Source organism: Pseudoalteromonas sp. SWYJ118 (assembly GCF_015864505.1).
Lineage (GTDB): Bacteria > Pseudomonadota > Gammaproteobacteria > Enterobacterales > Alteromonadaceae > Pseudoalteromonas > Pseudoalteromonas arctica.
Genome location: NZ_JADYXC010000005.1, coordinates 37,314 through 51,679, shown reverse-complemented (window position 1 = coordinate 51,679; position 14,366 = coordinate 37,314). Strand labels below are relative to the sequence as shown.

Genomic DNA, 14,366 nt, shown 5'->3' with positions numbered 1-14,366 from the left:
CGGCTTTAGCCGCTTTTTTTTATGTTGTTGAATAAAACTAATACAGCTTGTTTGCAGTGCGATCAGGCTTGAAATTTTTAATTACTGGAATGAGGCAAAGGTAATGAGTAAATATAATTTTTGTGCGGGACCGGCTATGCTTCCGCAAGCGGTGATGAAAAAAGCGCAAAAAGAGTTCCTAGATTGGCAAGGTTTGGGTGTTTCTGTGATGGAAATAAGCCATCGTAGTAAAGAGTTTTTAGCGGTTACTGCAAAATGTGAAGCTAGCCTTCGCCGCTTAATGAATATTAGTGATGAGTTTGAAGTGTTGTTTATGCATGGTGGTGGCCGAGGACAATTTAGTGCTGTACCGCTAAACTTACATCAAGAAGGTAAAACCGCTTTTTATTGCGAAAATGGCGTATGGTCAAAAAGCGCGAGAGATGAAGCGAGTAAATTTACTCAAACGACTTTTACCGACATACGTAATGATGCTGATGGCGAGTTTTCTATTAAAGCGGTTGCTGACTGGGATTTACCAGCAGATGCAGCGTATATCCACTATTGCCCTAACGAAACCGTTGATGGCTTAGAGATTTTTGATGTGCCTAGCCACCCAACAGCACCAATTGTTGCTGATATGTCGTCAACTATTTTATCGCGCGAAATAGACGTTAATAAATTTGATTTAATTTATGCCGGTGCACAAAAGAATATTGGTCCATCAGGTATATCAATCGTTATTGTGCGTAAAACATTACTAGAGCGTGAAGGTTTAGCAAAACCTGGTATTTTAGATTACGCACTTGAAGCAAAGCAGGGCAGTATGTTTAATACCCCACCGACTTTTGCTTGGTATTTAGCGGCTGAAGTATTTGAATGGCTTGAAAGCAATGGTGGTGTAAAAACCATGGAAGCACAAAATATTGCTAAAGCAGATTTACTGTATGATTTTATCGATAACTCTGATTTTTATTCAAATATTGTTGCTAAGCATTGTCGCTCACGTATGAATGTTCCTTTTTGGTTGAATGATGAAAGCTTAAATAGCAAATTTGTTGCTCAATCTAACGAAGCGGGTTTACTTGCTTTGGAAGGTCACCGAATAGTGGGCGGTATGCGCGCCAGCATTTACAACGCAATGCCACTTGAAGGTGTTCAAGCACTAGTTGACTTTATGGCTGCCTTTGCAAAGGAAAATAGCTAATGGAGCAGCTTCGTTTAGAGCCCATTTCTCGTGTAAATGGCACAGTTACCTTACCTGGGTCAAAAAGTTTATCAAACCGTATTTTATTATTAGCAGCGCTTGCTAGTGGTACAACTGTTGTAGAGAACTTACTTGATAGTGATGATATTCGTCATATGTTGGGTGCTCTGAAGCTTTTAGGTGTAAATGTAACACTTAATGAAGAACGCACTGTAGCCACTGTAGAGGGTGTTGGTGGTGTGTTTAAAACACCGAGCGAACCATTATTTTTAGGTAATGCAGGTACTGCCTACCGACCTCTAACCGCCGTACTAGCTGCTGTAAGTGGTGAGTACGAGCTAATAGGCGAGCCGCGTATGGAAGAGCGTCCAATAGGGCACTTAGTTGATGCTCTACAAGCGCTGGGTGGTGATGTTACCTATACAAAACACAAAGACTATCCACCACTTAAAATCGTAGGTGGTCAAATAAAAGGCGGTGAAGTTGAAATTGACGGCAGTATTTCAAGCCAATTTTTAACTGCCTTGTTAATGGCAGCACCTTTATTTAACGGCGATACAAATATAACTATTAAGGGTACTTTAGTATCTAAACCTTATATTGATATTACGTTAGGTGTTATGGCGCGCTTTGGTATTGATGTTGAGCACAGTGACTATGCAACTTTTAACGTTAAAGGTGGTCAACAGTATCAATCAATCGAGCGTATTATGGTTGAAGGTGATGCTTCATCGGCTTCTTATTTCGTTGCAGCTGCAGCGATTGCCGGTGGCGAGATAGAAATTAAAGGTGTTGGCGCTAAATCGGTTCAAGGTGATATTGGCTTTGCTAAAGTCATGGAGCAGGTTGGCGCTAAAATTGATTGGTATGATGAGCGTTTAGTTGTTCGCAAAGGCGAGCTTAATGGCGTAGATATAGATGCGAATGCAATTCCTGATGCAGCAATGACACTGGCAACAGTTGCTTTGTTTGCTAAAGGTAAAACCGCTATTCGTAATATTTATAACTGGCGCGTTAAAGAAACAGACCGTTTGTACGCAATGGCAACTGAGCTTAGAAAAGTAGGCGCTGAAGTTGTAGAAGGGCATGACTTTATAGAAATTACACCGCCTAAACACTTCAACGATGTAGCAATAGACACTTACGACGATCACCGTATAGCTATGTGTTTTGCTATGGTTGCCGTAGGCGGAAAGCCAATAACGATTAATGATCCAAAGTGTACTTATAAAACATTTCCTACATTTTTCAATGTTTTAGCATCAGTCAGTGAATAAGCTATTTAGAAGTAATTACAAAAGTTACACACTAATAGCAGATATATTTTAATAACTGACGTATAATGTCGCGGTTTATTTAGGTGTGCATTGCAGGAGGTTTTAAATGCAGGCGTTATTAATGCCCGTGATCACCGTTGATGGCCCAAGTGGTTCAGGTAAAGGAACTGTTTGTCGCTTGTTAGCCGACAAGTTGGGGTGGGATGTACTAGATAGTGGTGCGATTTATCGCGTTTTATCTTTAGCTGCACTTCATCACCAAATTGCATTAGACAATGAAGAAGGGCTTGTCCCTCTTGCTGCAAATTTAGATGTGCAGTTTTTGGTAGATAGCCAAACTAATGCAGGAAAAGTTATTTTAGAAGGCGAAGATGTAACGACTACTATTCGTAATGAAGAAGTAGGCGCTGCAGCGTCAAAGGTTGCAGCATTACCTCGCGTTCGTGAAGCATTATTACGCCGTCAGCGTGCATTTCGCACTGAAAATGGCTTAATCGCCGATGGTCGTGATATGGGCACTGTGGTTTTTCAAGATGCACCGTTAAAAATATATTTAACAGCAAGCGCAGAAGAGCGTGCTCGTAGACGTTTTGTTGAGTTGAATACGCGCGGTCTTGATGTTACACTAAGTGGTCTATTACAGGATATTCAAGCTCGTGATGAGCGCGATATGAATCGTGCCATTGCTCCGCTTGTGCCTGCAGAGGATGCTATTGAGATCGATACTAGCGAACTTAATGCACAGCAAGTGTTTGATAAAGTAATAACTTTATTAGATATTGCTATCTCTGAAGGTAAGCTTCCTAAACGAAGCTAAAACACATTTTATGCGCCAGCAGGATGCCAGTGCTATTTTAACAACCCCATGCAGCATGGTTGCTTATTGGTATAATATATAGAGACGTATATTCGTATGTCAGAAAATTTTGCGCAGTTATTTGAAGAAAGCTTAAAGGGTTTTGAAGCAGAGCAAGGCTCTATCGTTAAAGGTACAGTAATCTCAATCGAGAACAACATTGTACTTGTAGATGCTGGTCTTAAATCAGAAAGTGCTATCCCTGCTGAGCAGTTCAAAAATGCTGCTGGTGAACTTGAAGTTGCTGTTGGCGACGAAGTAGATGTTGCACTAGATGCAATTGAAGACGGTTTCGGTGAAACTATTCTTTCTCGTGAGAAAGCTAAGCGTCACGAAGCATGGATCCGTCTTGAGAAAGCATGTGAAGAGCAAGAAACTGTTACTGGTGTTATCAACGGTAAAGTTAAAGGCGGTTTCACAGTTGAAGTTGATTCAATCCGTGCTTTCCTACCTGGTTCACTTGTTGATGTTCGTCCAGTACGTGACACAACTCACCTTGAAGGCAAAGAGCTTGAATTTAAAGTAATCAAGCTTGACCAAAAACGTAACAACGTTGTTGTTTCACGTCGTGCAGTTATCGAATCTGAAAACTCACAAGAACGTGAAGAGCTTCTTGCTAACCTTGTTGAAGGTCAAGAAGTTAAAGGTATCGTTAAGAACCTTACTGACTACGGTGCATTCGTTGACCTTGGTGGTGTTGATGGTCTACTACACATTACTGATATGGCTTGGAAGCGTGTTAAGCACCCTTCAGAAATCGTTAATGTTGGCGACGAAATCGCAGTTAAAGTTCTTAAATTCGACAAAGATAAAACTCGTGTATCTCTAGGCCTTAAACAGCTTGGTGAAGATCCATGGGCAGCTATCGCTGGTCGTTACCCAGAAGGTTCTAAACTTTCTGGTCGTGTTACTAATCTTACAGATTACGGCTGTTTCGTGGAAATCGAAGAAGGCGTTGAAGGTTTAGTACACGTTTCTGAAATGGATTGGACTAACAAAAATATCCATCCTTCAAAAGTTGTTAGCTTAGGCGACACTGTTGAAGTTATGGTTTTAGAAATTGACGAAGAACGTCGTCGTATTTCTCTTGGTCTTAAGCAATGTATTGCTAATCCTTGGCAGGAATTTGCTCGTCTACAGAACAAAGGCGATCAAGTTACTGGTAAGATCAAATCAATCACTGACTTCGGTATCTTTATCGGTCTTGACGGTGGTATTGACGGTCTTGTACACCTTTCAGACATTTCTTGGAATACACCTGGCGAAGAAGCTGTACGTGAATTCAAGAAAGGCGACGAAATCACTGCTATCGTATTGCAAGTTGACCCAGAGCGTGAACGTATCTCTCTAGGTGTTAAGCAAATCGAAGCTGACCCATTCAATAACTACCTTGATGCAAACAAAAAAGGTGCTATTGTTAAAGGTAAAGTGACTGAAGTTGATGCGAAAGGCGCAACTGTTGAACTTATCGAAGGCGTTGAAGGTTACATCCGTGTAGCTGATATCGCTCAAGAGCGCGTTGAAGATGCAACTACTGTTGTTTCTGTAGGCGACGAGATTGAAGTTAAATACGTTGGTGTTGATCGTAAGAACCGCACTTTAAGCTTATCTGTAAAAGCTCTTTTCGAAGCAGAAGAGAAAGAAGTACTAGAGAAGCTTAAGAAAGAAGAGCCAGTGTTTGAAAACGCAATGGCAGCTGCTTTCGCAAATGCACAAAAAGACTAATATATAATTAGTTTTTAGTTGGAAGGGCATTTTTTGCCCTTCCTATATCTCTTTTTAAGGAAACGCTATGACTAAGTCAGAACTGATAGAAACACTTGCGGAACAACACGCACACGTTCCAGTGAAAGATGTTGAGAATGCTGTAAAAGAAATTCTTGAACAAATGGCCGGCTCATTATCTACTTCAGATCGTATTGAGATCAGAGGTTTTGGTAGTTTCTCTTTGCATTTCCGCGCTCCTCGCACAGGTCGTAATCCTAAGACTGGCGATACAGTTGAGCTTGAAGGAAAGCATGTACCTCATTTTAAACCAGGCAAAGAATTACGCGACCGCGTAAATGAAAGCATTGCCTAGTTAACTTAGTGGAGTAGTTACTTGTTCAAGGTATTAAAAATTATTCTGGTTGCACTATGCCTGATCAGTGCATTTGTATTAGGGTCACAAAACCCACAGTTAGTACAAATAAATTATATTATAGCCAGTAATACATTACCTTTAGCTGTAATAATAAGTATCTGCTTTTTATTAGGTGTTTTGATTGGTTGTTTTATTAGCTTTAAATTATTTTCGCAATTAAAGTGGCAAAACTACCGTTTAAAAAAGCAATTAGCGCCTGAAAAAGATAAAAAAAAGCTTGCCGCGAATAAAGACACCTAACTATGATTGAGCTTTTGTTTTTACTATTACCTGTTGCCGCCGGTTACGGTTGGATTATGGGTAAAAACAGTGCTAAAAACCAAGCTCATCAACTTAATCGTCAGATCACTTCTGAATACAGCAAAGGCTTAAAGTTTCTACTCGACAGAGAAGAAGATCAAGGCTTAGAGCATTTAATTAACTTACTTGAAGTGTCAGCCGACTCGGTTGAACACTATTCTACACTTGCCGCTATGTTTCGTCGTAGAGGTGAATTAGACCGCGCAATAAAAATTCATGAACTTTTATTAAAACACCCAAGCTTAAATGAACAACAAGCTGCAACAAGCCGTTTAGAACTTGCCGAAGATTACATAATGGCTGGGCTACTAGACAGTGCGGAAGAGCACTTAGTTTGGTTAGTTAAAGCAGGGCATGTAGAAGCGCTAGATCCTATTATTACTTTATACTCGCAAACCCGTGAATGGGAGAAAGGCATCAACATGTTTGAAGCCCATAGCGAGCTATTTTCAAAAGAACAACAATTTAAAGCGATTGCTAATTTTTATTGTGAGTCGGCTTTAAGTGACAGTACCCCCCAACTAATGAGAAAAGCGATTAGCTTAAATTATAAAGCTGTGCGTCCCCTGTACGAATTAGGTTTAGTTGCTTACGCAAAAGAAGATTACGTTAAAGCTATTTATTACTGGCGTGAACTTGTTACTCAATTCACTTTGTTTGCGCCTTTATTTATTGATGAGCTTGCCCACAGTTATAAACAATTAAATTTAACGCATCAATTTCATGAATTAGTCAGTGATTTATTAGAAAAGGGCGGTGTATTAATTAAAATAAAACATTGCCAAGCCTTACTTGAACAAGGGCATACAAAACAAGCCTTTGAATTTTTAACTGATAGCTTAAAACGTCAACCTACTATTCGTGGTTTCAGTTTTTTACTGCAATTGATGGGCGATCAAAATAAAAATACCAAAGAAGTACTTAACGAAATTGATAAACTTGTAACCTCTTATATTGCTACAAAGCCTGACTTTCAATGTCAGCATTGTGGTTTTACAAGTTACACAATATATTGGAATTGCCCCTCTTGTAAGCATTGGGAAACCATTGTTCCAAGTCGAGGCTTAGACGGATTTTAATAACCCCATATTAATAATTTTACTGCCATACATTAGGATAGTCATGTCTTTCGAACACTCAAAAAAAATTCTTATAGCATTAGATTACGATGATCAAGAAGTTGCCTTAAACTTTGTTAAACAACTTTCTCCTAATACATGTCGTCTTAAAGTCGGCAAAGAAATGTTTACTTATTTTGGGCCTGCATTTGTTCAAGAGTTAATTGATTTAGGTTTTGATGTTTTTTTAGATTTAAAATTTCATGACATTCCTAATACAGTAGCTAAAGCGGTTACTGCCGCTGCGAAAATGGGTGTATGGATGGTTAATGTACATGCATCTGGTGGCTTTGAAATGATGAGTAAAGCTAAGTCTGCTCTTGAGCAATTTGGTGACAAAGCGCCACTACTTATTGCTGTTACTGTATTAACCAGCATGGATGAGACAGAACTTAAGCGTTTGGGTGTTGATAAATCAGCTCAAGAACAAGTTATATATTTAGCTAAGCTTGCAAAGGAAGCAGGGCTTGATGGCGTTGTGTGTTCTGCGCAAGAAGCTAAAGCATTAAAAGCAGAGTTAGGTGAGAACTTTAAACTTGTAACACCAGGTATACGTCCTGAAGGCAGTGATGCCGGCGATCAAAAGCGTATTATGACTCCTAAGCAAGCTATAGATGCAGGAAGTGATTATTTAGTAATAGGAAGGCCCATCACTCAAGCGGATAATCCCGTAAAATTGCTCAACGATGTTAATAGTTCTATAGTATAAATTAACAAAAAGCAGCAATATAGTGCTAATAACCCTTACCTAATGTGTGTTTTATGTTACATTATTAGAATGAAGATGAAGTAGGGGTTTGTTTTGAAGTTATTATTTGGTTCATTAATAATTATTGTTGTGGGATTTAGCGTAAATAAATATGTTTTTTCTAACAAAGCATATGACGGTGTAACAACCGTTACAGATATAATTCAAACATATCCAATCAATATGTTTGATTTTAAAAAAACAATGCAAGATTATGCTCATCACCTGTGTTACAAAAATGAAGATACACTCATATCTCAGCATGTAAGTGTGAGTGAATGCATATCGAAACTTGATGATAAAAAAACAGAATGTGAAAAAAAGGTTTTTCGTTTAGCGCCACTCAATATTGAGTCGAAAGGTGAAGTGCTTGATTACTCTAGGCAATATACGCAATGTACATTGCCTTATAAGTATATTTTAGGTTAATTACCAACAGATATTATTGGTAATTCAAGCCTATTATTTATGACTAAGATCTTAAGCGAATGGATTTCGCTTCAATATCTATTAACTCTTGTTTAAACAATCCACCAATCGCTTTTTTATAATTAGCTTTACTAGTAGAAAACATCTTTTTAATCGCTTCAGGTTCAGACTTATCGCCTAATGGAATAACTCCACCTTCGTTTTTAAGTTTTTGCATAATAGTTTCACCAAGGTCACTTACTTTACCCATACCTGGCTTTTCTAGTACAACATCAATTTTTCCGTCTTCACGTACTTTTTGAATGAACCCTTTAAGCTTTTGGCCTACAAATAAACTTTTAAATACCATATTGTAAAAAACAACACCGAAGTGCGATTCTTCAATTAATACCTTGTAGCCAATATCTGTTTTGCCAGCGACGATTAAATCCACTTCTTGTAAGTGAGTATATTGCGGCTCATCTTTAGATAAGAAACGATTAAAGTTGTTTGATGCACAAATACGTTGGCTTGCATTATCAAGGTACAAACGAACTAAATATGAATGACCTTCTTGCATGCGTGGTTTTTGTTCGTTGAACGGAGTTAGAACATCTTTTTCAAGACCCCAATCTAAAAATGCACCAATACTATTAATTTCTTTAACGCGAAGTAGGGCATATTCACCTACTTGTGCGTGTGGCTTTTTAGTTGTCGCAGTCGCTAAATTAGCATTATCTAAAAAGATAAATACACTAATGCTATCGCCCGCTTCAAGCTCATGTTTAATTTCTTGTTTTGGTAAAAACACTTCACCTAAATCATGACCGTCTAAGTAAGCACCTTCGTTACTCACTTCTTTTACAAATAATGTTTGTGTGGTTCCTAGGTAACTCATAATTATTCCTGCTCAGTCTTTTTTTTACGGCGCATTGGTGTATCGCCATCAATGTTCATTGGTGCTTTAATAGGTGCTGTTGGCTTTTTAGCTTTGGCTTTGCGTTTAAATACAGGCTTTTTAACAGCGGCGGATTTTTCTTTAGATTTATCCCACGTTGCCTCAGGCTTTTTCTCTTTTAAGCCTTTAAACTTAGCTTTTAAGCCCTCTACGCTCGCAAATTTTAACTCATCATTTAAAAATGCTTTAATAGCTAAATAACTTGCCCAATCTTTTGGGCCAACTAATGAAATTGCGTTACCTTTAAAGCCTGCTCGTCCTGTACGACCTATGCGGTGTACATACTCTTCAGCGTGTTTTGGTAAATCAAAGTTAATAACATGCGTTACACTTAGTAAATCTAAACCACGAGATGCAACATCGGTGGTGATTAATATTTTAAAGTTTTCGCGACTAAACGAATCCATTATATCTAAACGTTTATTTTGTGTTAAATCACCAGCAAGCGCTACAGACTTGAAGCCTTTAGCATTAAGCGCTTCACTCAAGCGACTCGTGTCAGAACGTGTTGCTGTAAAGATAATGCACTGGCCAACATCATCTTGATTCAAAAAGTGCTCTAAAAGCGCTTCTTTATGATCAAGGTGATCGGCAAGGTATAACGTTTGTTTAATATCGCTATGTTGCTCGTTCGCCGCACTTAGCGTAATTTGCTTTGGTTTTTTTAATAGGTTACGTGATAGAGCATCTACTTGAGCATGGTCAAGTGTTGCAGAAAACAATAACGTTTGACGTAAACGGTGATTAGCTTGCTCGTTAATCATTTTTAACTGCTCGGTAAAGCCTAAATCTAAAATACGATCGGCTTCATCAAAAATAAGCAGTTCTAGTCCACTCAATTGTAATGAACGTTTTGTAATGTGATCAGCTAAACGCCCTGGTGTAGCAACTACGAATTGTGGGTCGTTTCTAAGTGCTTTTATTTGGTCATTAAAGTTTTCGCCACCAAGTATTTTTACGGCCTTAATGGCTGTGCCTGCAATTAATAAACGCAGCTGAGTAAATACTTGCGTAGCAAGCTCACGAGTAGGAGCAACAATAAGTACACGAGGATCGCGTTTACTGAGTGCTTTTTGTTTCATAACCCTTTGTACAGCAGGTAATAAAAACGCCAAGGTTTTGCCCGACCCAGTTTTAGACTGAGCGAAAATGTCATGCCCTGCAAGTGCGGTAGGCACTGCATGCGCTTGAATATCGGTGGGCTGGGTGATCCCTTGATGTGCTAGTTGTGTTTCAAGGCGTGTATCAATCCCAAGATCAGTAAACTGCAATGTGTGTTTCTCCAAAATGAGCAAATTAAGTCTATAAATTTATCAGCGCATTATAGCTTACACAGATAGGTCGCTAACAGTAAAAACCAATCTATAGCGCTATTTTTTGCAATTAAACTAAAAAAGCGTAAAATACGCGCCCCATATGCGCCGGATTTACGATTCGGTAAACGCCAATACTGGCTAATAAGGCAAAATAGGAAATATAATGACTGTTGTTCATAAAGATAATGTAACGGGCGATCACTTTGTAGTATGTGCGCTGTATAAATTTGTTGGTTTACCTGAATTTGAAGCTATCCGTAAGCCGTTGCTTGAAGTGATGGAAGCAAATGAAGTACGCGGTACTTTACTACTCGCTGCCGAAGGTATAAACGGCACTGTTTCTGCAAAACGTGAAGGGATAGACAACTTATTAGCCTGGCTTGATGAGCAACCAAACTTAAAAAACATTGTAACAAAAGAATCTTACGATGATGAATGCCCGTTTTACCGCACTAAAGTAAAACTAAAAAAAGAAATTGTAACGATGGGCGTTGAAGGCGTAGATCCGCTTAAAGTTGTGGGTAGCTATGTAAAGCCAAATGAGTGGAACGCACTTATATCTGACCCAGAAGTAATTTTAATTGATACACGTAATGATTACGAAATTGAAATTGGTACATTTCAAAATGCAGTCGATCCAAATACTAAAACCTTTCGCGAATTTCCACAGTGGGCTAAAGAAAACTTAGACCCTGAAAAACATAAAAAAGTAGCGATGTTTTGTACAGGTGGTATCCGCTGCGAAAAATCGACGGCCTACATGAAAGAGCAAGGTTTTGATGAAGTTTATCATCTTGAAGGCGGCATTTTAAAATATCTAGAAGAAGTGCCAAAAGAAGAAACCATGTGGGAAGGCGAATGTTTTGTATTTGATAATCGCGTTGCGGTTGATCACGACTTACAAAAGGGCTCTTATGATCAATGCCACGCGTGCCGTATGCCAATTACAGAAGACGAAAAGTTAAAGCCTGAATACATGGAAGGTGTATCTTGTCATCATTGTATTGAAGAAGTGACAGACGAGCAACGGACACGTTTTGCGGAGCGCCAAAAGCAAATAGAATTAGCGCAAGCCCGTGGTGAAGGTCATATTGGTAATGAGGCACAAGCTGTTTTACAGCAACGTAAAGAAGCCAAAAAAGCCCAAAAAGACGCTCAGCGTGGTAAATAAATTTTTACAATAAGTATTACATTTAAAGAGTCTATTTAGGCTCTTTTTTTGTGCCCAAAATTGTGCAGTAATTGTTTTCACACTCCGATGATAGTGTTAATCTGCAAAACATATTTAGTCATTTTAATGCGCATACAGGAAGGGATTTATGCAAGCCGAACAAGTTGAAATCGCACAATTTTTAGCACAACATCCTCCTTTTGATGACTTACCTCAAAAAGCGCTTAATGAGCTAGCTCAACAAGTAGAAGTTGCTTATTTTAGAGCAAAAACAGACATTTTAAGTTTTGGACAAGACATATCTGATTTGTATGTGATTAGAAGTGGTTCTGTAGAAATGTATCGCCGAAATGGTGAGCTATACAATCGTTTGGCCATTGCAGGAATATTTGGTCAAATGGGTTTATTGATGAACCGTAAGGTGCGTTTTCCTGCAACTGCTCTTGAAGATACGTTAGTTTATTGTATAAATGTTGAGCTATTTAATCGTTACTGTGATGAGTTTGATGCGTTTGCTGATTACTTTGAAACAGATGGTAACGTGCGTTTACATCAAGCTATTGTTGAACAAGCCGATGGCAATGACCTTACAACAGCTAAAGTAAAATCATTAATTCACAGAGATGTAGTCACCGTAGATGCAACATCTACAATACAAGATATTGCAAAATTGATGACCGAAGAGGCCGTTTCGTCAGTTTTGGTAACTGATGTAAATAAACCTATAAATGATGACCCTGAGGAAGATGATGGGCAAGTCGTTGGCATAATAACCGATAGGGATTTACGCTCAAAAGTAGTGGCTAAAGGACTTGATTTTAATACTCAAGCAAAAGAGATTATGTCGACTAACTTAGTGCTTTTAGATGCTAATGACTATATTTTCGAAGCCGTACTGGCCATGCTTAGAGACAACTTACATCATTTGCCTGTAGTACAAAAAAGACGTCCTATAGGAGTTATATCACTCTCTGATATTTTACGTTATGAATCGCAAAGCAGCTTATTACTTGTGCGCGGCATACTTGCTCAACAAACAATTGAGGATTTAGCGCATTATGCACGCCAATTACCCAATGTATTTGTACGCATGGTTAATGAAGATGCAAATTCACACATGATTGGTACTGCCATGGCTGTTATCGGGCGTACATTTAAGCAAAGATTACTCGTATTAGCTGAAGAAAAATTTGGCCCACCTCCCGTTCCTTATTGCTTTATTGCACTGGGCTCAATGGCTCGCGACGAGCAACTTATTGTAACTGATCAAGATAACGCATTAATTTTAGATGACAGTTACGACGACGAAAAACATAATGAATATTTTCAAAATATCTCAGACTTTGTTTGTGATGGCCTAGCGCAATGTGGTTATACCTATTGTGATGGCGAAATAATGGCGTCGTTTAAAAAGTGGCGTAAAACTCGCTCAGAGTGGTTTGATCAATTTGCTGATTGGATTGCTCAGCCAAAACCACAAGCGCTGCTTAATAGTTCTATATTTTTTGATTTAGACGGGGTGTGGGGTAAAACTAAGTGGGCTAATGAGCTTAAAATATTTATAGCGAAACAAAGTAAAGCGAATCGTATATTTCTAGCTAACATGGCAGCAAATGCTCGAAATAGAACACCGCCACTTGGTTTTTTTAAAGGCTTTGTTATGGAGCATAATGGCCAGCATAAACGTTCAATGAACTTAAAGCGAAGAGGTACAGCACCGCTTTCTGATGTTATACGCGTGCATGCGTTAGCGATTGGTTCGCGTAAACAAAATTCGTTTGAGCGTTTAGAAGATATTATTGAAGCTAAACTATTACCGCAGGGTAAAGCCCAAGATTTACGTGATGCACTTGAGTATATTGCTATGATGCGAATTCGTCATCAAGCGTGGCAAATAGAGAAGGGCGAAGAGCCTGATAATGACTTAGATCCACATTTATTGTCTCCGTTCGAGCAGCGAAATTTAAAAGAGGCGTTTGCTATTTTAGAAAAAGCACAAAGCTATTTAAAATTTAGCTACACAGCAAATTCTGGTGTGAAGTAGCCTATGAATCCACGTAATTATAAAGTACTTGATTGGCAAGCTAGATATAACGAGCTTGCCAACAACACCAAAAATAAATTGTTAAAACACTTTTATGCAGGTGCTTATAACCAAGATAAAGCCGCAGTAGAAGATGTGCCTTTTGTAGCAATGGACTTTGAAACAACAGGTTTAAATAGCCAGAACGACGATATTGTGAGTGTTGGCTTAGTGCCATTTAATTTAAAGCGTATTTATTGTAAGCACAGCCGGCATTGGGTTGTTCAACCTAGACGTAACCTGCATGAAGAGTCTATTTTAATCCATGGAATAACGCACTCTGAGGTGGATGACGCTCCTGACTTTAACCGAATTATTGAACCTTTACTTGAAGCGCTAAGTGGCAAAGTTGTCGTGGTGCATTACGCTGCAATAGAGCGCCATTTTTTAAATAATGCGTTATTACTGAGGCTTAAAGAAGGTATTGAGTTTGCACTTGTTGATACAATGGAGTTAGAAAAAAGAGCACTAAAAGCAAGGCAGGGAGTATTAGGTCGATTGTTTAACACAAAACTTGGCTCACTCAGATTAACAGATTGCCGTGCGCGTTATTCTTTGCCCGCGTATCAAAACCATAATGCATTAACAGATGCTCTTGCTACCGCTGAGCTATTACAAGCGCAGCTGAGTCATCATTACCGTGTAGATACTCCAATTTCAGAGTTGTGGGTATAATACCAATTAGATCACTTTATTAAGCGAATTGATAATCTTAAATAGTTATACCAACCTGCATAAATCTTTGATCAATTTAACGAATTAAATTTTACTATAACGTCGTTAAAAATTTTTGCCTAGTTCT

Annotated in this window: 14 protein-coding genes; 12 read left to right on the top strand and 2 right to left on the bottom strand. The window is 38.7% G+C overall.

Annotation, left to right across the window (positions count from 1 at the left end):
- The first annotated feature begins 103 nt into the window (after window positions 1-103).
- From serC to I6F48_RS07285, 9 genes are all read left to right on the top strand, one after another.
- A complete protein-coding gene (serC, locus tag I6F48_RS07325; RefSeq protein WP_165727491.1) occupies window positions 104-1,186 on the top strand; it encodes a 3-phosphoserine/phosphohydroxythreonine transaminase in 1,083 nt (360 codons plus the stop codon).
- A complete protein-coding gene (gene aroA, locus I6F48_RS07320) occupies window positions 1,186-2,463 on the top strand; it encodes a 3-phosphoshikimate 1-carboxyvinyltransferase (protein WP_197119159.1) in 1,278 nt (425 codons plus the stop codon). The genes serC and aroA overlap by 1 nt, the downstream gene beginning before the upstream one ends.
- Before the next feature lie 106 nt (window positions 2,464-2,569).
- Entirely contained in the window at window positions 2,570-3,280 is a 711-nt protein-coding gene (gene cmk, locus I6F48_RS07315; protein ID WP_165727493.1) for a (d)CMP kinase, read from the top strand.
- A gap of 96 nt (window positions 3,281-3,376) precedes the next feature.
- Window positions 3,377-5,044, top strand: a complete 1,668-nt coding sequence (gene rpsA / locus I6F48_RS07310) for a 30S ribosomal protein S1 (protein ID WP_002961176.1) — start codon at window positions 3,377-3,379, stop codon at window positions 5,042-5,044.
- 67 nt (window positions 5,045-5,111) lie between these two features.
- Window positions 5,112-5,399: an integration host factor subunit beta gene (gene ihfB / locus I6F48_RS07305; RefSeq protein ID WP_007583054.1), complete on the top strand. Its 288-nt coding sequence runs from the start codon at window positions 5,112-5,114 to the stop codon at window positions 5,397-5,399.
- A gap of 21 nt (window positions 5,400-5,420) precedes the next feature.
- The gene (locus tag I6F48_RS07300) at window positions 5,421-5,702 is read left to right on the top strand and encodes a lipopolysaccharide assembly protein LapA domain-containing protein (protein ID WP_024600249.1); all 282 of its coding nucleotides are present in this window, start codon (window positions 5,421-5,423) and stop codon (window positions 5,700-5,702) included.
- A gap of 2 nt (window positions 5,703-5,704) precedes the next feature.
- A complete protein-coding gene (gene lapB / locus I6F48_RS07295) occupies window positions 5,705-6,841 on the top strand; it encodes a lipopolysaccharide assembly protein LapB (RefSeq protein ID WP_165727494.1) in 1,137 nt (378 codons plus the stop codon).
- Between the two features lie 43 nt (window positions 6,842-6,884).
- The gene (pyrF, locus tag I6F48_RS07290; RefSeq protein ID WP_197119158.1) at window positions 6,885-7,589 is read left to right on the top strand and encodes an orotidine-5'-phosphate decarboxylase; all 705 of its coding nucleotides are present in this window, start codon (window positions 6,885-6,887) and stop codon (window positions 7,587-7,589) included.
- Window positions 7,590-7,682: 93 nt separating this feature from the next.
- Window positions 7,683-8,057, top strand: a complete 375-nt coding sequence (locus I6F48_RS07285) for a hypothetical protein (protein WP_197119157.1) — start codon at window positions 7,683-7,685, stop codon at window positions 8,055-8,057.
- A gap of 43 nt (window positions 8,058-8,100) precedes the next feature.
- Here I6F48_RS07285 and I6F48_RS07280 read toward each other — a convergent pair whose 3' ends face one another.
- Together I6F48_RS07280 and I6F48_RS07275 are read right to left on the bottom strand one after the other, a co-directional pair.
- Entirely contained in the window at window positions 8,101-8,934 is an 834-nt protein-coding gene (locus I6F48_RS07280; protein ID WP_024590152.1) for a CvfB family protein, read from the bottom strand.
- Window positions 8,935-8,936: 2 nt separating this feature from the next.
- Complete coding sequence (locus I6F48_RS07275; protein ID WP_197119156.1) at window positions 8,937-10,265, bottom strand: DEAD/DEAH box helicase; 1,329 nt, start codon at window positions 10,263-10,265, stop codon at window positions 8,937-8,939.
- 208 nt (window positions 10,266-10,473) lie between these two features.
- On the opposite strand from I6F48_RS07275, the gene trhO reads away from it, so the two are divergent.
- The 3 genes from trhO (at window position 10,474) to I6F48_RS07260 (ending at window position 14,239) form a co-directional block, all read left to right on the top strand.
- Window positions 10,474-11,481 carry an oxygen-dependent tRNA uridine(34) hydroxylase TrhO gene (gene trhO, locus I6F48_RS07270; protein ID WP_007583069.1) on the top strand — a complete coding sequence of 336 codons (1,008 nt, stop codon included), beginning with the start codon at window positions 10,474-10,476 and terminating at the stop codon, window positions 11,479-11,481.
- Window positions 11,482-11,629: 148 nt separating this feature from the next.
- On the top strand, window positions 11,630-13,525 hold the full coding sequence (locus I6F48_RS07265) for a DUF294 nucleotidyltransferase-like domain-containing protein (protein ID WP_165727499.1): 1,896 nt from the start codon (window positions 11,630-11,632) through the stop codon (window positions 13,523-13,525).
- A gap of 3 nt (window positions 13,526-13,528) precedes the next feature.
- Window positions 13,529-14,239: a 3'-5' exonuclease gene (locus tag I6F48_RS07260; RefSeq protein WP_166419014.1), complete on the top strand. Its 711-nt coding sequence runs from the start codon at window positions 13,529-13,531 to the stop codon at window positions 14,237-14,239.
- The last annotated feature ends 127 nt before the right edge of the window (window positions 14,240-14,366 follow it).

Coding starts and splice junctions, on each gene's coding strand:
- rpsA (WP_002961176.1), top strand. CDS start 3,377: ATGTCAGAAAATTTTGCGCAGTTATTTGAAGAAAGCTTAAAGGGTTTT.
- trhO (WP_007583069.1), top strand. CDS start 10,474: ATGACTGTTGTTCATAAAGATAATGTAACGGGCGATCACTTTGTAGTA.
- I6F48_RS07265 (WP_165727499.1), top strand. CDS start 11,630: ATGCAAGCCGAACAAGTTGAAATCGCACAATTTTTAGCACAACATCCT.
- serC (WP_165727491.1), top strand. CDS start 104: ATGAGTAAATATAATTTTTGTGCGGGACCGGCTATGCTTCCGCAAGCG.
- lapB (WP_165727494.1), top strand. CDS start 5,705: ATGATTGAGCTTTTGTTTTTACTATTACCTGTTGCCGCCGGTTACGGT.
- I6F48_RS07260 (WP_166419014.1), top strand. CDS start 13,529: ATGAATCCACGTAATTATAAAGTACTTGATTGGCAAGCTAGATATAAC.
- I6F48_RS07280 (WP_024590152.1), bottom strand. CDS start 8,934: ATGAGTTACCTAGGAACCACACAAACATTATTTGTAAAAGAAGTGAGT.
- ihfB (WP_007583054.1), top strand. CDS start 5,112: ATGACTAAGTCAGAACTGATAGAAACACTTGCGGAACAACACGCACAC.
- pyrF (WP_197119158.1), top strand. CDS start 6,885: ATGTCTTTCGAACACTCAAAAAAAATTCTTATAGCATTAGATTACGAT.
- aroA (WP_197119159.1), top strand. CDS start 1,186: ATGGAGCAGCTTCGTTTAGAGCCCATTTCTCGTGTAAATGGCACAGTT.
- cmk (WP_165727493.1), top strand. CDS start 2,570: ATGCAGGCGTTATTAATGCCCGTGATCACCGTTGATGGCCCAAGTGGT.